Genomic DNA, 24409 nt, shown 5'->3' with positions numbered 1-24409 from the left:
CCCGATGTAACTCGGGGATTTTTTATACGAGCACCGCGCGATCGCTTGCAAACTGGCTGCCGCGAATGCGCTGAAACTCTTGAAGTAACGCTTCGACAGTGAGCTTTTTCTTTTCCTCTCCACTCGCTTCAAAAATAATTTGCCCACCGTCCATCATAATAAGCCGATTGCCTAATTGAACGGCTTGCTCCATATTGTGCGTCACCATTAATGTCGTTAAGCGATATTGTTCAACAATTTGTTTCGTTAAATTTGTAATGAGCTGGGCGCGCGCAGGGTCTAACGCTGCGGTATGTTCATCAAGAAGTAACACATGCGGTTTCGTGAACGTTGCCATTAACAGCGACAACGCTTGTCGTTCTCCACCAGATAATAAGCCGACTTTGGCATGCAGACGATTTTCTAATCCAAGTTGAAGTGTAGCAAGCGTTTCTTTAAAAAATTCACGCCGTTTTTTCGTTACCCCGAACTGTAACGTCCGTCTAACCGTTCGGTTATAAGCGATCGCTAAATTTTCTTCAATCGTCATATTTGGTGCCGTTCCCGCCATCGGATCTTGAAAAACACGCCCGATATAACGCGCACGGTCATGTTCACTCATCGTTGTCACATTTTTTCCGTCAATGACTACTTCCCCTGTATCTGGCGCAAGTCGCCCCGAAATGATGTTCATGAGCGTTGATTTTCCTGCCCCATTACTCCCAATAATTGTAACAAAATCACCCGGCTGAAGCGACAGCTCAATATGTTTTAGCGCCACTTTTTCATCGAGCGTTCCTTCATTAAACACTTTCGTAATCTGCTTGAGTTGAAGCAACGGCTGCACCTCGCTTTCTCGCTTTCCGCTGTTTTTCCGCACGCGTTGCGACCATTTGCGGAACGACAAGCGCTAAAATGACGATCAAAGCAGTAATGAGCTTCACATCACCCGTTTCTAAAAATTGGACACGCAACGCAAGTGTAATGACAATGCGATATACGATCGCCCCTAAAATGACCGCAAGCGTCGCGCGCACAATCGTTTTTGCCCCAAACAGTGCTTCCCCGATAATGACTGACGCTAAACCGATCACGATCATTCCGATGCCCATGCCAATATCGCTAAAACCGCTATATTGTGCAATTAACGCCCCTGAAAATGCGACAAGTGCGTTTGACAAGCCAAGCCCGATGATAGTTAAACGATCGGTATTGCCTGAAAAACTAGCAATCATTTTTTTATTGTCACCAACTGCTCGAAGCGCCAAGCCGACTTCTGTTTTTAAAAATAAGTCGATCACTACTTTCACGATCGTAACTAACAGCACACCGAAGACGATAATCGCCCATGTTTTCGGAATAAAAGGAATAAACGTTGCCAAAGCTTGATCGAAACGTTGAAATGCTGTCGTAATGATCGTCATAACTGTTTCTTGTTGTAAAAGTGGAACGTTCGGTTTATCCATAATACGCAAATTAATAGAATATAAAGCGATCATCATTAAAATACCTGACAATAACGGATTAATTTTCCCCTTCGTGTGCAAAAGCCCTGTCGCACATCCTGCTAAAAAGCCAGCGCCAAGCGCCGCAAGCGAGGCGATAAACGGATTGACGCCACCGACAATGAGGACGGAAGCGACAGCCGCTCCCGTCACAAAACTTCCGTCCACTGTCAAATCCGGAAAGTCTAAAATACGAAACGATATATACACACCGAGCGCCATGAGCGCGTATAACAGTCCTGCTTCTACGGAACTAAACAATGCTGTAATCATACGATCCATCCTTTGCGTTATTCGATAAATTCCGCCATGCTATCCCATTCGCTACGCCATGTAACATCCATCTCTTCCGCTGCTTTTTTGTTGATGACAAGCTTCAACTTTTGCGGATATTGTACCGGAAGTTCAGCCGGCTTTTTCTTTCCTTCTAAAATGTCCGCCGCCATCACACCTGCTTCATAGCCGATATCATAGTAGTCAAAACCGTATGCCGCAAAGCCACCGCGCTTCACGGAATCTAACTCCCCAACAAAAAGCGGTAAATCTTGGTCGTTTGCCACTTGAATGACCGACTCAAGCGCAGACACGACGGTGTTGTCTGTAATGACGTAAAAACAATCGACTTTGCCAACTAACGATTCAGCTGCTTGTTTCACTTCCGCCGATGTCGACACCGACACAGGTACGATCGTTAAGTCGGTTCCTTCCATCGCTTTTTTCACCGCATCAATTTGAGCAACTGAGTTTTGCTCTCCCGCATTGTAAATCATACCGACGCGATTGCCATCAACATATTGATCAATAAATTGCACCGTTTTCGGGATCGCATCTGGATGTGTATCTGTCGTCCCTGTCACATTCCCCCCCGGCTGTTCCATCGACTGCACAAGTTTCGCTCCAACCGGATCCGTCACAGACGTAAAGACGATTGGAATGTCTTTCGTTGCATTTAATGCGCCAAGCGCGCTCGGTGTCGAATTGGCGAAGATTAAATCAACACCATCTGCAACAAAGTTGTTGGCAATTGTTTGGTTATTGTTCATATCTCCTTGCGCAATTTGCACATCGTATTCCACTTTTAATCCTTTATCTTCAAGCGCCTTTTTAAATCCGTTAAACGCCGCATCAAGCGATGGATGTTCAACAATTTGCGTCACGCCGACTTTATACGCTTTTTCTTTTTCCCCACTCGCTTCTTTCGTTGTTTTCTCTTCGGAACATCCAGCAAGCACACTACCTGCAAGCAACAACGCCCCACACGTTTTTAACCACTTCATCCTTATCCCCCTTACTTTTTTGCTGTTTCGCTTTTATGCGTTAAATTATACAAATATATTTTCTAAATATCAAGCAAATTCTAAAAAATAAATAAAAAACGGTGCTTACATCGCACCGCTTTGAGAGATGACTTGTTCTTTTAACGCGCGTCTTAAAATTTTCCCAGTTGTATTTTTTGGCAACTCTTCCAAAAATTCAATCGAACTTGGTACTTTATATTTCGCTAAATGCTCGCTACAATAAGCGATAAGCTGTTGTTCAGTTAGCTGTTTATTTTTGCTTACGACAAAACATTTGACCGCTTCGCCAAAATTCGGATCCGGTACACCAATCACTGCGGCCTCAACGACATCTGGGTGGCTGTAAAGCACTTCTTCCACTTCGCGAGGATATACGTTATATCCTCCGACAATAATCATATCTTTTTTCCGATCAACAATATAAAAATACCCTTCTTCGTCCATCTTCGCTAAATCGCCTGTATATAGCCATCCGTCCCGAATCGTATGCGCTGTTTCTTCTGGCATTTTATAATATCCTTTCATTACGTTCGGACCGCGCACGATAAGTTCCCCTACTTCCCCAACAGGCATTTCTTCTCCTAATTCATTGACAATTTTATTTTCGACATGTATAATGCTCGTCCCAATGGATCCCGGCTTGCGTGGACGATCGAGCGGATTAAAGCATGTCACCGGTGAGGCTTCCGATAAACCGTACCCTTCGGAAACGATCACTTGAAATTTTTTCTCAAAGTTTTTCAATAACGCAACCGGCATTGATGCACCGCCTGAAATGCATAGACGAATGTGTGCGAAATCTTCTGCCTTGCCGTCTGGATATTGATATAAAAAGTTATACATCGTCGGCACACCCGCAAACACTGTCGCTTTTTGTTCACGTGCTACTTTAAACACTTCTGCCGGACTAAATTTAGGAAGAATAAGCACCGTTCCACCGTTCATGAGTGGCGCATTGAGCGCAACCGTTAAACAAAACACATGAAACATCGGCAACGTCGCAATCACTCGGTCATCTTCATTAATTTTTAAATAATCCGCGACATCTTGGGCGTTGCTGTATAAATTTTTATGTGTCAACATCGCTCCTTTCGGTTTTCCAGTCGTCCCTGATGTATATAAAATAACTGCCACATCATCATCGTCGAGTACTGGACCATCGAACGGAACATCACCTATCGCAAGCACATTTGTAAACGATTTCATTTTTTCCGGCACAACAACGCCTTGTTCTTTTCCTTGTGGTGTTTCGCAAATGATGATGTGCTCGACATTTGGCAGGCGCCCATCAAGCTTCATCAGCGTCGGGATGACTAGATCAAGCGCAATGACAACTTTTACGTCGCCGTTCGTTAAAATGTAATGAATTTCATCAGGTGTGTAGATTGGGTTAATTGGAATCACTGTCGCCCCTGTGCGCATCGCACCGTACAAACTGACGATAAAATACGGTGAATTACCTAACAATAGCGCCACATGATCCCCTTTGTTTACTCCGAGCTTTGCTAGCCCGCTCGCAAACTTCATGATCGCACCGTTCAACTCACCGTACGTTGCAGACGTCTGCTCAAACACATACGCCTCCTTTTTCGGCTTTTGCGATGCAATTTGTTGTAACCGTGAAACTAAATTCATCTTCCCCACCCCTTAGTGAATGAATGATCATTCATTTTAAAATTAAAAAAATTCTAAATGTATTATATTTTAAAATAAAAAAACAGGCAAGCAGGAATACCGATTGAATTTTCAAAAATCACTATGACAAAAGCACCCGCTTGCCATCTTGCTTAATTTATCTCCGTTAAAACCGCTCGTTGTACAGGTGGGCAGTATGTTGCCGCAACATTTGTTTCATGTACATAATATTTTTTTCCGTCCAATATTAATGTGTTCACATCGATCATCTCACATTGCTTTCCTTCGCTTTCTAAATGTTGTACAACTGCACGCATGAGGCTGTTTTTATCAAAATATCTTTCATTTAATTCAATAACGATTTTACGTTTTGCATTAAAAAAATGATGAAACATTTCCATCTCTCCCTTTATCGTTGTTGTTTCGCGAAAAATAGCGCCATCAAACCGATCAAAAGAAACAACCATCCTCTAATCATTTCCAAGGTATCATAGTAAAAAAAAGATTTTATTATCACAATAAAACCATATATAAAAAATGGTACTCCAAGACATAGAAAATACAAAAACGACGTTTGATTCGTCATAAACATGTCCCTCCTTATCATTTATATTTTACCATAAAATAAAAAAAGGGGCTTTGTTCCCCCTTGTTAAAACGACAATGAGCGCATTTGACTATCTGTTGCTCGCAACAGTTCTCCCCATGTTCGATAACCGCGCATGCGGAATTGTTCTAATAGCTCAACGAATAAATACGCGGTCGTGAGCGCATCGCCGATGGCGGAATGTCGGTCGTACATGCGCGTGCCGAACGCTTGGGCATAGCGCTCTAAATCACGCATATCATATGACGGTGCAATAAAGCCAATTAAATCGAGCGTATCAATAAACGTCGGCTTGCGAAATTTTATTTTTTCACGGCGCAATTCGTGCTTCATCACAAACAAATCAAACGAAATGTAGTGACCAACAAAACATACACTTTGTTTTTGTTCAACAAACTGAAAAAATTGTTGCAATGCTTCAATTGCCATCGGCGCATGCTGCACTTTTTCCTCGGTAATATTCGTTAGTTCAACAATAACTGGTGGAATATCGCGATTTGGGTTGACGTACGTATGAAACGTTTCGTCTTCAAGCACGTTCGTCCCTTTTACTTGCACCGCACCAATTTCAATTAATCGATCTACTGTTGCCACATTAAATCCCGTCGTTTCTGTATCAAAAACCGTAAAAACAACGTCATCGATCGGTGTCGATAATGGGATGTTATCATTTAGCTTATAGTCCATCGCCTTTCGTAAAAAAAACATCATCATCCCCCTCAAAAATGAGAAAATAATTGTGCCTGTAGTTGCTTTAACGTTTTTAAACTTAAAATCAGTTCATCTTTTTCACGCGTTGTCATCGTTGTAAACGACAAGACAGACGATGATTGTTTATTTGCTTTATAGTGATTCCATTTATGGCGAATGTAAATGGATAACACGTTTTCCGCCGCTTTCTGTACATCTTTCGCAAACGATGGAGACAACACTTGTTTTTCTTTTAGTTTCTCGATTCGCTCAAACGGCGTACCGCATACAATCCCATGAATTAACCCTAAAATTTGCACGCTATGGTGGTAAGGAAATAGTACTTCTTTTTTCATATCAATCGTTTTCCGTTCAAGTCCAAAAATCGAACGAATCGGGCGATCGAGCGTTGGAATTTCATTTTGCCTTTCCATCTCAACAAGCCGAAAAAAGAAAATTTTTGCCCGGTTTAACTGCCCGCGAATTTGTTGTTCAAACGTACGGTGCAAATCGATGTCTCCATATATAAATCGATACGAAAAAAAGTTTTGCGCTAACAACAAATTGTCATTTGTCGCGTGAATCATCCATTCACGCAATCGGTCTCTCCACGTCTCTAGCGAACCGCGCCACGCTTCTTCACTCGCCATCATTTTCCCTTTGCATCGCTCATATCCCGCTCTCTCCATTACACGTACAATCGCCTCGCCAAGCTTCGCAAAATACGATGCATGTTCGTCACTTTCATACACGAGAAAATGATCTTGATCGGTAAGTAAAAACTGCTCTCTCCGTCCACTTGATCCCATTTGGTAAAAGGCGAAGCGACACGGAGGTTCGCCTACTTCGTTTAGAGCTAATGCCATACAACGTAAGACGAGCCGATCGTATAGTTTCGTAATCATATTTAAACATTGGGAAATCGGCACTTGATCGCGCAACATTGTCGCTAACAACTCATAAATCGCCGTTTTTACTTTTGGCAACGTCTGTTCATCGGCATGATCAATTTGTTGAATCATTCGCATGATGCTTTCGTTTTTCTTCCTCATTAAGTCGGAAAACGTGACAATTCCTTGTACTTTTCCATCATCTACAACAGGCAAATGTTTTACCCCGCGTTCAATCATCATCGCAAGTGCATCATAATAATACGCAAATCGTGAAATCGTTGCGACGTCCTTCGTCATCACGCGTTCAACGACTGTATCATACGGAAGCGATTGTCCTAGCACACGCTCGACAAGATCCGTTTCTGTTAAAATCCCACATAACTTTTGTTCATCTGTCACGACGATCGAACTAATATGAGTGGCCGCCATTTTTTTCGCCGCTTCTTGCACAGTTGCGCTCGGCGGAAGGGTCACAACATCGCGAATCATTACATCCTGGACAGGAACAACAAACGATGTAGAATCACCAAATTTCCGCGCCTGCTTAATTTGTTCTGCAAGCGACACATACACATCTTTTAAACGGACACATGCCTGTGTAAGCAAATAATCATGCACGTTCGGATCATCCCACAACCGCGATAAAACAGAAAACGGAATAATTAACACTTCGCATCGTTCCGCTGCCCTGACCGCGACAAGCTCTTCTTTGCCTCCTTTGGATGCACCTAAAAAATCGGCTAAGCTTGAAAAACCGATTAGTCCCCCTTTTTGCACAACTTCGAGCACTTCATCATATCCTTCATGCTCGACATATACTTCCGCCACCCCATTTAACAACAAGACGAGTCCTTTACGTTGCTCATTTTTCCCTAAAATCGTATCGTCTTTTTCAAACGTTTTTTGTTCACATTGAGCAACGAGTCGATCAATTTCTTCATGTGATAAACTGCTAAATAGTGGATGCATCTCTATCCCCTCCCTTATAAAAACGGCATCTGTGTACACAGATGCCGAACGTATTATCTCATCCACACTTGACCGTCTTTATATGTCATTTGCTCTGGATAACGAAGGTCATATACTTCTTCTTGTACAGATTGCGAAGGCTCTTTTGTCATTAACGAAACGACGATATTTGCTAACATGGCTGCAACCGCACCAAATACCCCTGCACCTGTATCAACAATACCCGCAATGGAAAAACCACCATACTTCGCTGCTAAAATGTAGCCCAACGAAACGGCTAAACCGACAATCATACCTGCAATGGCCCCTGCAGCGTTCGAACGTTTCCACCACACACCAAGTACAAGTGCTGGGAAGAATGTGCTTGCTGCAATAGCAAACGCCCATGCAACAATTTGCGTAATTACGCCCGGTGGGTTTAAAGCGACTAAACCAGCTAATACCGTAGCAGCAACGATTGAAATGCGCGCAACGAGCAAACGATTTTGCTCTGATGCATTTGGACGTAAAATGCGATAGTAAATGTCATGAGCAAACGATGACGAAATAGCAATCATTAAGCCACCTGCTGTCGATAACGCTGCTGCCATCGCTCCTGCTGCTACTAAGCCGATAACGAACATGCCAAGGTTTGCAATTTCTGGTGTTGCCATAACGACAATGTCGTTGCTAATGACCATCTCTTGCCATTGTAAAATACCGTCGCCATTCGCATCAGCAATTTGCAATTTTCCTGTGTTAATCCATTTCTCTGTCCAAGCTGGCAATTCGCTAATTTTTTGACCGACAACATTTTTAATTAAAATGAAACGTGAAAACGCTGCATACGCAGGTGCTGATAAATAAAGTAAACCGATAAATAAAAGTGCCCATGCACCTGACCAACGTGCCGCTTTCATCGTTGATACCGTATAAAAGCGAACGATGACGTGCGGAAGACCAGCTGTGCCAGCCATTAATGTAAACATAAGTGCAAGGAACTGCCACTTACTACCTTTCAAAAATGGTTCTGCATACTGTGAAATACCTAATTGCTGATCTAACTCTTGAAACTGACCAACAATTTTTCCGTAAGAAAGCCACGGAATCGGGTTTCCTGTCAACTGGAGCGACATGAAAACGACCGGAATTAAGTATGCGATGATTAAAATAACGTATTGCGCAACTTGCGTCCATGTGATTCCTTTCATACCACCAAACGCTGCATAAAACGCAATTAACACAACACCAATCATCGTACCGACTTTTGCGTCTACTTCAAGCAAACGTCCAATAACAACTCCTGAACCAGAAAGCTGACCGATCGAGTAAACGAATGAGATGATGATCGTACAGAGAGCTGCAATTACACGAGCCGTATGACTTTCAAAACGGTCGCCAATAAACTCTGGTACTGTATAACGACCGTATTTCCGAAGTTGTGGAGCAAGTAAAAATGTCAGCAACAAATAACCGCCCGTCCACCCCATAATATATGCAAGACCGTCATACCCTAACAACATAATCGTACCGGCCATACCGATAAATGACGCTGCGCTCATCCAATCTGCTGCGATCGCCATTCCGTTTGAAAACGGCGAAATACCGCGACCTGCGACATAGAAATCAGAAGTTTCTTTCGCTTTGTTATAAATGGCAATCCCAATATATAATGCAAATGACGCAATAATAATGGATAAAGACACGAGAAATTGTGTATCCATGATGCTCCCCCTTCCCCTTTGTTCTCTTAATGATCGAGCGCTTTTCCAGCGCTTAATTGTTCATTTTTCTCTTCGCTAATGCCGTATTTTTTATCGATGCTGTCGCTTACTTTTGCGTTAATAAACAACAAAATAATGAACGTGACTACTGCACCTTGTGCCCCCATAAAATAATGGAACGGAAAACCGTTGAATGTCATGGCTTTAAACGACTCTGCAAACATGACAACACCGAATGAAACAATAAACCAAATAATCAAGAAAATAACAATTAATCGCACACGTTCACGAAAGTACGAATCAGCTACTTTTTTATCAATTTGTTTCAAACAAACACACCCCCAAGTTAAAAATAAATTTGACCGTTTCAAAAAATGGAGCTGGGAACGTTATGACTTCAAATAAAAAGTAAGCGAAGACTGACAAGAATGGAATGAGTAAAAAGAAAGGTTTTTGCTTGCGAAAAGCAACATACAAGCTCACGATCGTAATCCCTAAGATGAGGTAAAACACAATCAAACAAATACCCCCTTTAATTTGTAAGCGTTATCATTTTATTTTAACACCCACCTCCTAACACGTGTTACTAAATTTTAAGAAAATTCTAACACACCCATATTATCTCTACTTTTCAATCTATCGTCAAGCACCTGTTCAAAAAATTTTCAAAATTTTTATTCTGTATTATAACAAATACAACAAAGAATCTAACTGAAAAAGGCTAATCCCAAACTGTAAACATGTTTTGAGATTAGCCCCATCATCTCCATTTACTCTATAAAAGGAAATTTAATATCAAAAAAGTATAAAATAACAAGTATAGTGGTCAAAACAAGCGTTTGAATGCTGTCACGTTTAAGTAAAACGCGATGCGAAGGTTTACACTCTTGTTTTGATGTCCAGCGATGAGTAACATAGGAAGAAAACAAAAACCAACAAAAAATAACTATATAGCTAACTATTCCGTATTGCCACCACGTCATTTGAATCACCTAAAAAGAGAGATAGCCAATCACTTATCCTTCCCATGTCCATCTTGTTTTTGCTAATTGCACATCGCCGTGGAAAATCGTTTTTGCTTCGCTGACAAGCTGTTCGATGTTTCCGAAATGAGGCAAGTGCGTCAGCAACAATGTTTCAACGTGAGCGTCGCGCGCGATCGTTGCCGCTTCCTCGCTCGTCATATGTCCTGCCTGTTTGGCGTTTTGTCCTGCGTAAAAGTTGCATTCACAAATGAGCAAATGTGCATGTTTCGCAAAAGGAACAAACTGCGGTAAATAGCTCGAATCCGCTGTATACACAACCGTTTTTCCTCCTGCTTCTATGCGCATCGCATAACAAATCGCCGGATGTTCAGTTTGCATAAACGAAATCGTAAATGGACCGATGTGAATCTTCTTATTCGGATCATATGCCACCGCTTTTGTCACTCCTTTATGCCCAAGACGCGCAAATCCATCACGATCGAGCGAATGGCCGTAAATGGAAAGTTCCGTCAAATCTATACCTAAATTTTTCTTAATAAGCCGCGCGTATTGAAGCGGACCAATGTCTGCCACGTGATCGTGATGATAATGCGATACGATCACCGCATCAATTTGTTCAATATCAATGACGTTTTGCAGTTGGGCTAACGCTCCGCTTCCGCAATCGACTAACAAGCGAAACCCATCGTGTTCAAATAAATAACATGACGTTGCTTCATTTTTTTTCGGAAATGCACCCCAATAACCGATGACTGTCACCTTCATATGTATTCACCTTCCTGACAAAAATGTGTACAACTACACAATACCAAATTTCCGAACGAATTTCACACATATAAATGTTATAAAACAACTATTGACAAAAGGCAATCTGTTATAATACAATAAAATCAACAAAAACGAAGGGGTTGGGGAGTATGCTAGAAAAAATGTCTGAATTTTATAAAAAGTTACCACCAAAAACATGTTGTGAATGTGGTAAAGAAATGGAAGAGCAACATGAATGCTATGGAAACATTTGTGTTCAATGTTTAAACGTCTCTTGCTAAGAAAAGCGCAAAGCGCCCGCCTATCGGTGAAGAGCGCACAAGCCCCACCGAGGAGGCTGTTGCCGCCACAGTGTGGGGCGAAGCGACTCGAGCCGATGGCGCTTGGAGCTAGACATCAATTCTTTAAAAAAGCAGCCTGCGTGGCTGCTTTTTACTTTAACTTATATACACGTGCTTCATACGGTTTTAGCACGATCGTGTCAATGGATTCATTTTCATCGACCGCATAGTTGCTAATGAGCAATTGTTTTTCCGTAAACGTGATGTGTGCTGGCAATATAAATGTCGGTTGCTCGCTACTAAAGTTTGTGATGACAAGCAACTGTTCATCGTTGAACTTGCGCACGTATGCATAAATTTGTTCATCATCTTCAAGCAATAGCTCGTATGAACCGTACACGATAATTGGATGCTCCTTTCGAAGACGAATGAGCTTTTTATAATAATGAAATACCGAGTTTTCATCTTGTAACGCTTGTTCGACGTTAATGTCTCGGTAATTCGGATTCACGTTAATCCATGGGGTGCCTGTTGTAAATCCTGCATGTTGTGTCGCATCCCATTGCATCGGTGTGCGCGCATTGTCGCGACCACGATAATGAATCGCTTTTAAAATTTTGTCTGGGTCTTCCCCTTTATTGACGACAACATCGTTCCATAAGTTAATCGTTTCCACATCGCGATAATATTCGATCGATGGAAAGGCAACATTCGTCATGCCGATTTCTTGACCTTGATAAATGTATGGCGTTCCTTGCATCATATGTAGCCATGTGGCTAACATTTTTGCGCTTTCCACACGATACGTTTTGTCGTCACCAAAACGAGAAACAGACCGTGGTTGATCGTGATTTTCTAAATAAAGTGAGTTCCACCCTTTTCCATGCAATTCAACTTGCCATTTGCTCATAATTTTTTTCAAATCAGTCAACTTCCACGGCTGAATGTCCCATTTTCCAAGATGACTTCCCGGTTTTGAGTCAACGTCCATATGCTCAAATTGAAATAACATGTTCATGACGCCGTCTTGCTCGTTCGTAAATCGAATCGCATCGTCTGTCGTGACCATCGGTGTTTCACCGACCGTCATAATGTCGTATTTGCTTAACACTTTTTCTTTCATTTCACGCAAATAGTCCATTAATTTTGGACCGTTGACAAAATATTGCCCACCCCATTGATAACGGTCATTCGGATTCGTCACCGGAGCATCTGGCAATCCTTCCACTTTCGACAATAAATTAATCACGTCCATGCGGAATCCATCAATGCCACGGTCTAACCACCATGTCATCATGTTGAAAATTTGTTCGCGTACCTTTTCATTTTCCCAGTTTAAATCTGGTTGTTTTTTCGAAAATAAATGTAAATAATATTCTCCAGTCGCTTCGTCGTACTGCCATGCTGAACCGCTGAAAAACGATTGCCAATTGTTTGGCTCTTTTCCGTCTTTTCCTGCACGCCAAATGTAATAGTCGCGATACGGGTTATCTTTTGACTTGCGCGATTCGATAAACCAATGATGCTCATCAGACGTATGGTTGACGACTAAATCCATCACTAATTTCATGCCGCGTGCATGCATTTGGGAAAGAAGCTCATCCCAATCAGCGAGCGTGCCGAACTCGTCCATAATGTCTTGATAGTCACTAATGTCATAACCGTTATCATCGTTTGGTGACTTATATACAGGCGATAACCAAATGACATCAACGCCAAGTTCTTGTAAATAATCTAATTTTTCGATAATACCTCTTAAATCGCCAATCCCATCCCCGTTCGAATCTTTAAAACTGCGCGGATAAATTTGATATACAACCGCTTCTTTCCACCATTGTTTCGTTTTTGGAATCGATTCCATTCTCTTTTCCCCTCTCCATTATTCTTTCACTGAACCAGACGTTAAACCAGACACAATGCGACGTTGGAATAATAATACCATAATGACGAGCGGAATGGTGACGATAACGGTCGCAGCTGAAATCTCACCCCACGGAATCGTATATTGTCCTTGGAACATCGCAATACCGACTGGCACCGTTTTATAATTTTCTGCGGTGTTAATGGTTAAAGCGAATAAAAATTCGTTCCAAGCCGCGATAAAAACAAGAATAGATGTCGTAAAAATACCCGGTACGGCTAATGGCAAAATGACTTTAAAATACGTTTGAAGCGGTGTTGCTCCGTCCATTTTTGCCGCTTCTTCTAAATCAAACGGAATTTTACGGAAAAACGTCACTAATAACCAAATCGATAGTGGCAATGCAAACGTTGTATACGGAATAATTAATCCTAAATAACTATTTGTTAACCCAAACTTTTTCACAAACATATAAATTGGTGAAATTGTTGCGATTTGCGGAAACATGGATACCGATAACACAATACCGAGAATAACTGACTTTCCTTTAAAATCTAAACGGGCAATCGCATATGCCGCAAACGCTGCCACAAATACGGTATATACGGTTGTAATTGTCGCGATGACTGTACTGTTCCATAAATATTTTAAAAATGGATAATTGACAAAAACGGAAACGTAACTTTTTAACGTCGGATGGCTCGTAAACCAATTAAACGCTTCTTCACCAAACAGCTCGCTCAATGGTTTAATCGAGCTTAATAAAATCCATAAAAACGGAAACATGACTAAAAAAACGAAAACAAATAAAAACACATAAAACAATGGACCGGCTTTCTTTTGCATCGTTGCACCTCCTATTTTCGGTCAGAAATGAGGTCAGCACCTAAAAACTTAATGTAAATCGTTGAGATGATCGCTACGCAAATAAAGACGATCACCGCTAACGCTGAACCGCCACCGAAGTTTGTTTGCGAGAACATGACTTTATACGCTAAAATCGAGATCGTTTCTGTCGAGTTCGCTGGTCCGCCGCCTGTTAAAACGAAAATTAAGTCAAATACCCGGAACGCATCAAGCGTACGGAACAAGAGCGCAACGAGAATGCTTGATTTTAAAAGTGGTAACGTAATTTTGACGAACTGTTGCCACTTTGTCGCACCGTCAATTGATGCCGCTTCGTATAGTGAGCTTGGGATCGTTTGCAATCCTGCAAGCAACAATAGCGCCATGTATGGAGTTGTTTTCCATACGTCAGAGAAAATAACAGCAAACATTGCTCCTGTACCCGTTGTTAATAGCTCACTCATATTATTGATAATACCAATATCCGCAAAATATTTTGCGACAATGCCGTTTTGTCCGTCATACAAAAACTTCCACATTAATGCCGATACTGCTGTTGGAATTGCCCATGGAATTAAAATGGTTGCCCGTACAAGTCCTCGGCCAAAAAATGCTTTATTAATTAATAAGGCAATCGCCAAGCCAAGCACTAATTCAATCGATACCGAAATGACTGTAAACACCGTCGTATTCCAAAGTGCTTTCCATAAACGAGCATCAGTAAAGTAGTTTTTATAATGTGCAAGACCGACAAAGTTCGGTTCAATGACTGCTCCGCTTAATCCGTTTGCAAGTCCTGTTAATTTATCTCCTTGCTTTAATTGACCGTTTTCGTTTAACGATTTTAACGTTTGTTTCGTGTCATTGATCGTTTTTATTAAATCTTCTGCCGCCTGTTCATCGATTGGAACAATTTTTATTTCTTCACTTGGCACTTCGAAATTGTTTAAAATTTCGTCTACTTGCTCATATCGTTTCGCTACTTCTTTATCGGCGCGAATTTCTTCATCCACTTGCTGCAACTGTTCTTGTAACGATGTCAGTTGCTCTTTTTCCTCGCCTGTCGCCTGTGTCATTTCTTGTTTTAATGTGCTCATTAAAAACGGATAACTTTCTAAATATCGTTCTAAGTTTAAGCTGTAATCGAGATGGAGAGAAGATTTTGCTGGGTTGTTGAGACGATAGTCAAATAAACTGAAATAAAACGACTGAATAACCGGCCAAATCGCAACCGCCAAAATGAGCAAGAGCGATGGAGCAACAAGAATATAGGCTAAACGGCGCTCCGATTTTTTTTCGTTTTTCACTCGTTGTTCCCCCTTTATGCAAAGGATTTAGCCTTCAGCTCTCACATGAGGCTGAAGGCTAACGTGCAACTACTGCATAACTGCTTTAATTTCTTTTTCCATGTTCGCAACTGCTTCTTCAACTGTAATTTGTCCAGCAATGGCTTTTGATACGTTAATTTGAATAATTTCAGATACTTCCGGATAGTTTGGCACAACTGGACGTGGTACCGCTGCATTTAATCCATCAACGAAACCTTGTTCTGCAAAGAATGGATTCGCCTTCAATACTTCTTCATCTTTAAATAACGCTGGAAGCGTTGGTGCTAAACCACCATAGATCGCAGAAATTTTTTGACCTTCTGGACCGGTCATAAACTTCACAAATTCCCAAGCCGCTTCTTTATTTTTCGAATATGCGTTAATTGCTGTCATCCATCCACCTAATGCAGCTGCTGAACCTTTATCACCAGCAGGTAGTGGCGCAACGCCTACTTTATCAACAATTTTTGATTGCTCTGGATCGTTTGCTAACGCGTATTGATATGGCCAGTTGCGAATAAACGGTGATTGCCCTTCAATAAACGCTGTATGAGACTCTGGCTCTGTAAATGTTGTAATGTTGCTTGGTACAACGTCAGATGTTGCAATTTCAACCATTTTCTTTAATCCTTTAATTGTTTCAGGGCTGTTGACGACAACGTTGTTGTTTTCATCAACGATTTTTCCACCGTATGCCGCAATAAATTCAATTGCGTTACATACTAATCCTTCATATTGTTTTGCTTGCATTAAGTATCCGAATTGTGTACCGCCTTTTCCTTTAAACTCACGTGCAGCCGCTAACAATTCATCCCATGTTTTCGGCACTTGATCTTCTGGCACGATATCTTTACGATAGAATAATAGTCCTGTGTCAATAAATTTTGGCATCGCCCATTGTTTTCCGTCGAAGTTTCCAGCTGCAAGCGCACCTTGGTTATATGCGCTTAAATCAATGCCGTCTTTTTCAATGAAACGATCAAGCGGGAGAACATATCCGGCTTGCGCAAATTCTGCTGGCCAAATCACGTCTAAATCCATAACGTCAATTTCAGATGATTTTGCGTTTAACATTGTCACGTATGCATCATGCTGCGCCCCTGTGTCTGAAGGCATTTCACGAAATTCGACATCAATGTTTGGATATTTTGCTTCAAACGCTTTCACGATTTCGTCTGTCGCTTTTGTTGCATCTTTACCACGAGCATAAACGATTTTTACAACTTCTTCCGATTTTTTTGCATCGTCTTTTTTGTCCGTCGTTTCTTTTTTGTCCGTGTCTTGACCGCCAGAACAAGCTGTTAAGCCAAGTGTAAGCGCTAACAACGCAGAAGAAAATTTTGTTGCCTTCTTCATGAAAAAATCCCCCTTTATTTAATAACTTGAAATGTATGTCAAGCTTCACTTTCATGAAGCTCGCTACCCACTGTCGATGCGCGCACAATAAGCTGAAGTGGAAATTCGTAAATTTCTTTCACTTCATATTTTTTTGTCTGAATTTTCTCCACAATAATATCCACTGCTTTTTGTGCCATTTGTTTGACTGGTTGATGTACAGTTGTAATTGTCGGATTCGTTAGCTCGGTAATCGCTTGATTGTCAAAGCCAACAACAGCTAAATCTTCAGGGATGCGATAGCCACATCTTAACGCTTCAGATATAATGCCAGCCGCCACTTCATCGCTTCCGGTAAATACAGCAGTCGGTCTCTCCGAAAGCGCCATCATTTGATGAAATACGCGCTTTCCATCCGCGATGTGAAACACATCACGAAACGCGTACCGTTCATCGAATGTCAGTTTATATTCTGCTAGCGCTTTTTTAAAACCGATTTCTCGCGATTGTGCGACATTGCTCCGATAGCCACCAGAACAATAAGCAATTTTCGTATGCCCGCGTTCAAGTAAATGTTTCGTTGCTATGTATCCCCCATACACTTGGTCGAGCCGAACGGTTGGAACGTTTGCACAGTCATCAAACTCATTACAAAGAACAATCGGCCCATATTGTAAAAAAGGTTTTAACTTTTTCCATTCATTTTGAATGGAAGCCAAAATAACCCCGTCAACTTGTTTCGTTTTCAATAAATTCATATAGTTTAATTCTTTTTCCGGCGAATAGCGAGTCTGGCAAATAATAAGCTGGTAGCCATGTTCCGCTGCTGCGATTTCCGTCGCTTCTACAAGCTCACTAAAAAACGGATTTGTAATTCGCGGAATAAATAGCGCTAAAATACTTGTTTTTTGATTTCGCAAACTTCTCGCCGATGAATTAGGTACATATCCTAACTTCTCCATCGCTTCAAGCACGAGCTTTCGTTTCTCTTCTGACACGTACGGGTGATTGTTTATGACGCGCGAAATCGTCGTCCGTGAAAGCCCTGTTAGCTTGGCGACATCTTCAATCGTCGCCATCCTTCCATCCCCCTTATTTCAATTGAAAAGAAACGAATGAAATCGTTTTCATATTCATATTATACTTACATTACCTTGTATATGCAAGTTAATTTTTTAAAAAATTTTTTATAAACAAAAAGCTCCCGAAGCATATTACGCTTCAGAAGCTTGTTCTACAATTGTTGTAAATTGGCGACGATGTTGGATTGTAAAATACGTTAGCGTTCCCGCCATCATCACAACAATAAACATGAGCAACTTTCCGACGTTTTCCCACATAAACGAGAAGTCGCCGCTTGAAATGACCGCTTTTAATCCGAAAACAGAATATGTCATTGGAAGCCATGCGTTAAAATGTTGCAACGCACGTGGAATTAATTCAAGCGGGAACGTTCCGGCACTTGTTGTCAATTGTAAAATTAAGACGACAATCCCGATAAATCGCCCTGGGTCACCAAAAACAGTCACGAGAAATTGAATGACTGATAAAAAGGCAATGCTTGTCACCACGCTAAATAAAATGAATAACGGAACGCTTTTCACTTGTAAATCGAGCCCAAAAAGCAATACGCTATCGGCAAGGAGTGCTTGTAACACACCTACACCAATGAGTACACCAAATTTCGCAAAAAACCATTGAAACGGTGAGCGTGGCACCCCAGCTGGTTCACGGAGCGGAAAGACGATCGAAAGTAAAAGCGCCCCAACAAACAATCCTAATGACAAGAAATATGGTGTAAATCCTGTTCCGTAGTTTGGCACTTCATTGATTCTTTCATTTTTTACTTTCACCGGTTCAGCAAACATGTTATATACGTCTTCGTTTGCTTTGACGTCGCTTGCTTTTTTGGCACCTTCATTTAATTTATCTGCTAGTTCTCCTGAACCATCCGAAAGCTGATTCATTCCATCTTGTAATTTTTCTGTACCATTCGTTAGTTCATTCATTCCGTTCGCTAATTGTTGTGCACCATCCGCTAACCGATGCGCACCGTCTTGCAGTTGGTCGCCTCCATTCGCAAGAGCTTGCAAACCAGAAGTAAGTGTTTGACTACCATTTGCTAGTTTCGCTGTTCCTTGCTCCGCTTCTTTCATTTTTTCATGTAACGTATTCATGCCCGAAACAAGCTGTTCTTGCCCGTTCACTAACGCATTTGCCCCATCAGTGAGTTGTTGTTGCCCAGCAAGCAGTTGGTTTACGCCGCTATCAAGAGCCGTATGCCCTTCATGTAGCTTCTTTGCCCCTTCGCTTAAAGACGTCGCCCCTGCTTGTAACGCTTGAGCACCATCATTTAACTGTGCAACACCTGTTTCTACTTGTTTGCTTCCTAGTGATAATCGCTCAACATTTTGTTTGAACTGCTCATATACGGCTTTTTGCATCGGGTCTGACGTTTGCGCAATAAGCTCATCAAGTTGTGCAGCTAACTGCTCTAACCCACCTGTCACTTGTGTTGCACCTGTTTGAACTTGTGACGCTCCTTGTCGCCACTTGGCAAGCGACGTAGCTAATTTTTCCGCTCCGCCACTTAATTGTTCTGAACCTTGTAAAAGCTGTGGCATACGAGCATCGAGTGCTTTCATTCCTTCAAGCACACGATTTGCACCTGAAGCCAGTTTCGTTGTCCCTTCTTTTGTTTGCTGTGCTCCCGCAAGCAATTGTCCTTGCCCATCTACCATGCGCTTCATCCCGTCATGAAGCGTTTGAACACCAGTTTGAACTTGCATTGAACCGTCAGCTACTTTATGCAAGCCGTTCGTAAATGTAATGGATTTTTCTGCAAGCGTTTCTAAATGGCGATACAATTCATCGGAGCCATCTTGTGCTTTTTTCATTCCATCATATAGCTTATTCGTTCCTTCTTTTGCATCCATCAGTCCGTCATGCAATTGTTTTGCTCCGTCGCTCGCCTTCGTTAATCCATCTGCCAACGTTTTTACGCTCTCAAACATGTTTTCTGCGTACGTTTCCGTTAATGTTTTTGCTACTTCTGTTTTAATTCTTTCAACCGCTGTTCCACCGATTTGGGCAGATAAAAAGTTAAATCCTTCATTTGGCTTGTAAATAAGTTGAAGCTTTTTCGGATGATTATCTTGTAACGTCGTTGCGTTTTTTGAAAAATCTTCTGGAATTTCAATAAGCATATAATACCGTTGTTCTTTTAATCCTTTTTCCCCTTCACGTTGGCTTACAAAATGCCAATCAAACTGTTTTTTTTCTTTTAACTTGTCAACGAGATCGTCACCAATATGAAGTTCTTCCCCTTCAAATGTCGCGCCTTTGTCATGATTGACAATAGCGACAGGTAAATCGTCTAAATGATCGTACGGATCCCAAAACGCCCATAAAAACATACCACTATATAAAAGCGGGATAAATAAGACAGCGATAACCGGAATAAGCACTTTCCGATTGGACGTGACCGCTTTAATTTCTTGCATCAATAATCGGAATGTATGCATATGCTCAACCCCCTTTTAAAAAATATTGACCAATTTGTTCATTTAGTCATTTCTTGCAAAAAAGAGAAGGATCATCGTCGAGATAATCCTTTTAATAAATACAAATCAAACAGTTCAGCTATTTTTTGTTGCGGTAATGGTTCATGTTCTTTTTCCCAATCAACGTTTAAAGCAATATACATTTTAAACATTAAAAATGCTGTTAATTCGGGATCACACGAACGGATTTCCCCTTTTGCCATCGCCTCTTCTATTTTTTCACGAACGTAAGCAATCATTTCACGATCAAGCCGCTTCATCACATCACGTACAGCTGGCGTGCCGATATCGCGCACTTCTTGTAACAGCTTAATCGTCAATTCATGTTCTTTGCGAAACGTAAAAATGCGTTGCAAAGCACGTTGCACATTTTCATTAAACGATAAGCGGTGATCAATCGCGGCATCTGCCTCACGCTTAATTTCAGAAATGATAGAAGAAACGATGTCTTCTAGCAGCTCTTCTTTGCTTTTGAAAAACGTATAAATCGTTCCTTTTCCGACATTCGCCATTTTCGCCACTTGATCCATCGTCGTTGCTTTATAACCAAAAAGCGAAAACGACTTCGTTGCCGCTTCAATAATTTGTTTTCTTTTTTCTGACATAGGCGTTCATCCTTTTTTATGACTAAATGAACATTTTGGTCATTTCGTTTTACATCTTATCATAATGGACATATGTTTTCAAGAAAAAAAGGTGCCTAATATTATAATGACACCTTTTCTTTCGTATAAGCTAAATAATGTAACACTTTTTTTACCGCTTCTTCTCCTTGATCGATACAATCTGGAAGCCCAAGACCTTCATACGAACTTCCTGCTAAAAAGACGCCTGGAAGATGTTGTTGCATATCTTGTTTCACGCGCTCAATTCGTTCACGATGACCGACCGTGTATTGCGGCATCGATTGTTTCCAGCGCGTCACAATCGAAAACATCGGATTCATCGTCATATTCATCACTTTATTCAAATCGTCCATCACGACTTGGACGATATCGTCGTCTGTTTGATCAACAATCGCTTCATCACCAGGTCGACCGACGTAACAACGCAACAAAACGTACCCTTCTGGTGTCGTATGTGGCCATTTTTTATGCGTCCACGTACATGCGGTAATCGTATAGTCGCTATCGCGTGAGACGACAAACCCTGTCCCGTTCATATCTTTCGCTACCGCTTCTTTCGGAAACGCTAATGCGACCGTTGCAACAGACGTAGATGGCATCGTTTCAAAAGAAGAAAACATCGTTTCATTTGGAAAAAGCGATGTCAATGATTGATGCGGAACAGCAATAATGACGCTATCCGCCTCTTTTTTCGCCCCGTTGCTTAACGTTAAAACGTAGCGCTCACCGACTTTTTCAATACGCTCAACACGTACCCCTTTATGCACCGTTCCTTTTTCTAGCTTTTGCTCTATCGCATCAACGAGAGACGACAACCCTGTTTTTAACGTTTGAAAAATGCCTTTGTCGCTTTTTTGCTTCGTTTTTTGTTTCGGCATCGACCGCTTCATTCCTAACACAAGACTTCCGTGTTTTTGCTCTAAATGGAAATATTGAGGGAACGTCGCCATTAAGCTAAGCTGGTCAATATCTCCTGCATAAATACCCGATAGTAAAGGTTCAATGAGACGATCAACAACTTCATTGCCGAGGCGACGACGGAAAAATTGTCCGAGCGATACGTCTCCTTCCGCTTTTAACGGTGGCAAAACAAAGTCAGCTGCTGCGCGCAGTTTACCAAACGGAGAAAAGAGACGCGTCATGGCAAACGGTGCGATTTTTGTCGGAATGCCCATCACCGCACCACCTGGAATTGGATGAAGCGTTCGATTGACGAGAATGTACGATTGACCGGCCGTATTATGCACGAGCTCTTTTTCAAGTCCGACTTCGTGAATGAGGCGTGAGGCGCTCATTTTTCGTGCCAAAAAAGAATCTGGCCCTCGTTCAATGATAAATCCGTCGCGATAAACGGTTTGTACTTTCCCCCCCAGTCGATGGCTCGCTTCAATTAATTCACAGGAAATTGGCAGCTGCTTTTCATGTGCCTCTTTTTGCAAATAATACGCTGCCGTTAATCCTGTCATACCACCGCCAATAATGATGACTTTCTTTTTCATAATGATCCGCCTTCTTTACGTAAATGGTTTAACACAACGGTTGCAAGGGCGTCAATAAACTGCGGATGCGCATTTGGCATCGGCGGACGATAGTAACTCACACCAAGTTCGTCCGTTACTTGCTTACATTCAATGTCGTTATCGTACAACACTTCTAAATGGTCAGCGACAAAACCAGCTGGAACATATACAAAAGCCTCGTAGCCCTTTTCTTCGTATAGTTGTCGCGTTAAATCTTGCACATCAGGACCTAGCCACGGTTCTGGCGTATTTCCTGCGCTTTGCCAACCAGTGACGTATTCCGAAACACCTGCTTCTTTTGCAATGAAATCGGCTGTTTCTTGTAGTTGTTTTGGGTACGGATCTCCCATCGCAATAATTTTTTCAGGCAAGCTGTGGGCTGAAACGATCAACACCGCTTTGTCCCGCTCTCGTTCAGTCATCGAAGCGTACGTTTCTTTTACTCGCTCGGCCCAATATTGAATAAATTTCGGTTCAGTATACCAGCTTTCCACACATGTCAATTTCGGTCCGCCTAAGCGAGCTGCTTCTTCTTTCGCCCGTCCGTTGTATGATTTCACACTAAATGTCGAAAAATGCGGGGCTAATACGATCGAAACCGCTTCCTCTATTCCGTCTTCATACATTTGTCGAACGGCATCTTCAACGAACGGTTCAATATGCTTCAATCCTAAATACATGCGAAATTCAATATCATCTTGCAATTCATTCAGTCGCTCAGCAAGTTTTTCCGCTTGTTGCTTTGTAATGGCTGCAAGCGGGGAAATACCTCCAATTGCTTCATACCGTTCGCGAAGATCTGCTAGCATCTCTTCCGACGGTTTGCGACCATGTCGAATATGTGTGTAATATCTCTCCAAATCTTCTTCTTTATATGGCGTGCCATATGCCATAACAAGCAATCCCATTACTTTTTTTGACATCGTTTATTCATCCTTTTCTTTTTGCTGAATAATCGTGAATAAATGCTGTAAGTCGTTTTAACGTCTCCGGCTTGATTTGTGGGAAAATGCCGTGCCCTAAGTTAAATACGTATCCACCTTCATGCGCCATGCCTTCATCTAAAATTTGTTTAACGCGCTCTTCAATGACTTCCCATGGGGCGAGCAATACAGCTGGATCTAAATTGCCTTGTAACGCTTTTGTAAGCCCCATCTCGCGCGCTTCACGAATCGATAAGCGCCAATCTAAGCCGACAACGTCAAGCGGTAAGTCATGCCATTCTTTCGCTAAATGACTTGCTCCAACGCCGAACATAATAAGCGGAACGTTTTCGTCGCGAAGCGCTGTAAAAATACGCTCCATCGTCGGTTTAATGAAATAACGATAATCTGCGACGTTCACCGCCCCAACCCATGAATCGAAAATTTGAATGGCGCTTGCGCCAGCGCGAATTTGCGCTTTCACGTAGCGAATCGTCATGTCTGCTAGCTTATCCATCAGGGCAAACCATGCTTTTGGCTCGGCATACATGAACGCTTTCGTTTTATTATAGTTTTTCGACGGTCCACCTTCAATCATATAGCTTGCTAAAGTAAACGGCGCACCAGCAAAACCAATAAGTGGAACAGTCAGTTGCTCTTTCGTCAATAGACGAATCGTTTCAAGCACATACGGCACATCGTTTTCTGGATCAATCTCCCCAAGACGCTCGACATCCGCAAGCGAACGAATCGGATTGTCAATTACTGGTCCAATTCCCGCTTTAATATCGACATCGACACCGATCGCTGGAAGCGGTGACATAATATCTTTATAAAGAATGGCCGCATCGACGTTATATTGTTCGACAGGCAAACGTGTTACATATGCGCATAACTCCGGTTGATGCGTAATTTCAAAAAGCGAATATTTTTCTTTTAACGCACGATATTCTGGCTGCGAACGTCCTGCTTGTCTCATATACCAAACCGGGACGTATTCCGTTGCTTCTCCGCGACAAGCACGTAAAAATGTATCGTTTTTAATCATCATGTCCATCCTTTCTCGTTATGTAATCGCTTCTATTACAAGTGT

At 41.8% G+C, this 24409-nt stretch carries 21 protein-coding genes; 1 reads left to right on the top strand and 20 read right to left on the bottom strand.

Annotation, left to right across the window (positions count from 1 at the left end; genetic code table 11):
* Positions 1-22: 22 nt before the first annotated feature.
* The 10 genes from HNQ82_RS07205 to HNQ82_RS07160 form a co-directional block, all read right to left on the bottom strand.
* A complete protein-coding gene (locus HNQ82_RS07205; protein ID WP_183248592.1) occupies positions 23-817 on the bottom strand; it encodes an ABC transporter ATP-binding protein in 795 nt (264 codons plus the stop codon).
* Complete coding sequence (locus tag HNQ82_RS07200; protein WP_183248409.1) at positions 783-1757, bottom strand: ABC transporter permease; 975 nt, start codon at positions 1755-1757, stop codon at positions 783-785. The genes HNQ82_RS07205 and HNQ82_RS07200 overlap by 35 nt, the downstream gene beginning before the upstream one ends.
* Before the next feature lie 17 nt (positions 1758-1774).
* Complete coding sequence (locus tag HNQ82_RS07195; RefSeq protein ID WP_183248408.1) at positions 1775-2761, bottom strand: ABC transporter substrate-binding protein; 987 nt, start codon at positions 2759-2761, stop codon at positions 1775-1777.
* Between the two features lie 105 nt (positions 2762-2866).
* On the bottom strand, positions 2867-4417 hold the full coding sequence (locus HNQ82_RS07190) for a fatty acid--CoA ligase family protein (protein WP_183248405.1): 1551 nt from the start codon (positions 4415-4417) through the stop codon (positions 2867-2869).
* A 152-nt stretch (positions 4418-4569) separates the two neighbouring features.
* The gene (locus HNQ82_RS07185) at positions 4570-4812 is read right to left on the bottom strand and encodes a hypothetical protein (RefSeq protein WP_183248403.1); all 243 of its coding nucleotides are present in this window, start codon (positions 4810-4812) and stop codon (positions 4570-4572) included.
* A 257-nt stretch (positions 4813-5069) separates the two neighbouring features.
* A complete protein-coding gene (locus HNQ82_RS07180) occupies positions 5070-5732 on the bottom strand; it encodes a 3'-5' exonuclease (RefSeq protein WP_183248401.1) in 663 nt (220 codons plus the stop codon).
* A gap of 11 nt (positions 5733-5743) precedes the next feature.
* On the bottom strand, positions 5744-7576 hold the full coding sequence (locus HNQ82_RS07175) for a DUF294 nucleotidyltransferase-like domain-containing protein (RefSeq protein WP_183248399.1): 1833 nt from the start codon (positions 7574-7576) through the stop codon (positions 5744-5746).
* Between the two features lie 53 nt (positions 7577-7629).
* Positions 7630-9279 (bottom strand): sodium:solute symporter family protein, encoded by a 1650-nt coding sequence (locus tag HNQ82_RS07170; protein WP_183248397.1) that lies wholly within the window; start codon positions 9277-9279, stop codon positions 7630-7632.
* 26 nt (positions 9280-9305) lie between these two features.
* Positions 9306-9608 (bottom strand): DUF4212 domain-containing protein, encoded by a 303-nt coding sequence (locus HNQ82_RS07165; protein WP_032100864.1) that lies wholly within the window; start codon positions 9606-9608, stop codon positions 9306-9308.
* Positions 9609-10295: 687 nt separating this feature from the next.
* Positions 10296-11030 (bottom strand): MBL fold metallo-hydrolase, encoded by a 735-nt coding sequence (locus HNQ82_RS07160; RefSeq protein WP_183248395.1) that lies wholly within the window; start codon positions 11028-11030, stop codon positions 10296-10298.
* Positions 11031-11182: 152 nt separating this feature from the next.
* Here HNQ82_RS07160 and yhfH point away from each other — a divergent pair, with 152 nt between their 5' ends.
* Positions 11183-11314 (top strand): protein YhfH, encoded by a 132-nt coding sequence (gene yhfH, locus HNQ82_RS07155; protein WP_080730300.1) that lies wholly within the window; start codon positions 11183-11185, stop codon positions 11312-11314.
* Positions 11315-11465: 151 nt separating this feature from the next.
* Here yhfH and HNQ82_RS07150 read toward each other — a convergent pair whose 3' ends face one another.
* The 10 genes from HNQ82_RS07150 to hemE form a co-directional block, all read right to left on the bottom strand.
* Complete coding sequence (locus HNQ82_RS07150) at positions 11466-13175, bottom strand: glycoside hydrolase family 13 protein (RefSeq protein WP_183248393.1); 1710 nt, start codon at positions 13173-13175, stop codon at positions 11466-11468.
* Between the two features lie 18 nt (positions 13176-13193).
* The gene (locus tag HNQ82_RS07145; RefSeq protein WP_055440457.1) at positions 13194-14021 is read right to left on the bottom strand and encodes a carbohydrate ABC transporter permease; all 828 of its coding nucleotides are present in this window, start codon (positions 14019-14021) and stop codon (positions 13194-13196) included.
* An 11-nt stretch (positions 14022-14032) separates the two neighbouring features.
* On the bottom strand, positions 14033-15328 hold the full coding sequence (locus HNQ82_RS07140) for an ABC transporter permease subunit (RefSeq protein ID WP_055440456.1): 1296 nt from the start codon (positions 15326-15328) through the stop codon (positions 14033-14035).
* 69 nt (positions 15329-15397) lie between these two features.
* Positions 15398-16705, bottom strand: a complete 1308-nt coding sequence (locus HNQ82_RS07135) for an ABC transporter substrate-binding protein (protein WP_183248392.1) — start codon at positions 16703-16705, stop codon at positions 15398-15400.
* Between the two features lie 38 nt (positions 16706-16743).
* Entirely contained in the window at positions 16744-17763 is a 1020-nt protein-coding gene (locus HNQ82_RS07130; protein ID WP_183248390.1) for a LacI family DNA-binding transcriptional regulator, read from the bottom strand.
* Between the two features lie 135 nt (positions 17764-17898).
* A complete protein-coding gene (locus HNQ82_RS07125; protein ID WP_183248388.1) occupies positions 17899-20208 on the bottom strand; it encodes a YhgE/Pip domain-containing protein in 2310 nt (769 codons plus the stop codon).
* 71 nt (positions 20209-20279) lie between these two features.
* A complete protein-coding gene (locus HNQ82_RS07120) occupies positions 20280-20852 on the bottom strand; it encodes a TetR/AcrR family transcriptional regulator (protein ID WP_183248385.1) in 573 nt (190 codons plus the stop codon).
* A gap of 101 nt (positions 20853-20953) precedes the next feature.
* On the bottom strand, positions 20954-22372 hold the full coding sequence (hemY, locus tag HNQ82_RS07115) for a protoporphyrinogen oxidase (RefSeq protein ID WP_183248383.1): 1419 nt from the start codon (positions 22370-22372) through the stop codon (positions 20954-20956).
* The gene (gene hemH / locus HNQ82_RS07110; protein ID WP_183248381.1) at positions 22369-23316 is read right to left on the bottom strand and encodes a ferrochelatase; all 948 of its coding nucleotides are present in this window, start codon (positions 23314-23316) and stop codon (positions 22369-22371) included. Before hemH ends, hemY begins: the two co-directional genes overlap by 4 nt.
* A gap of 7 nt (positions 23317-23323) precedes the next feature.
* On the bottom strand, positions 23324-24373 hold the full coding sequence (gene hemE / locus HNQ82_RS07105) for a uroporphyrinogen decarboxylase (RefSeq protein WP_183248379.1): 1050 nt from the start codon (positions 24371-24373) through the stop codon (positions 23324-23326).
* Positions 24374-24409 lie beyond the last annotated feature (36 nt).

The organism is Anoxybacillus tengchongensis (genome assembly GCF_014201585.1).
GTDB classification, from domain to species: Bacteria; Bacillota; Bacilli; order Bacillales; family Anoxybacillaceae; genus Anoxybacillus; species Anoxybacillus tengchongensis.
Note: the sequence above shows the minus strand (reverse complement) of the source record. Positions and strands in the feature narration are given on the sequence as shown.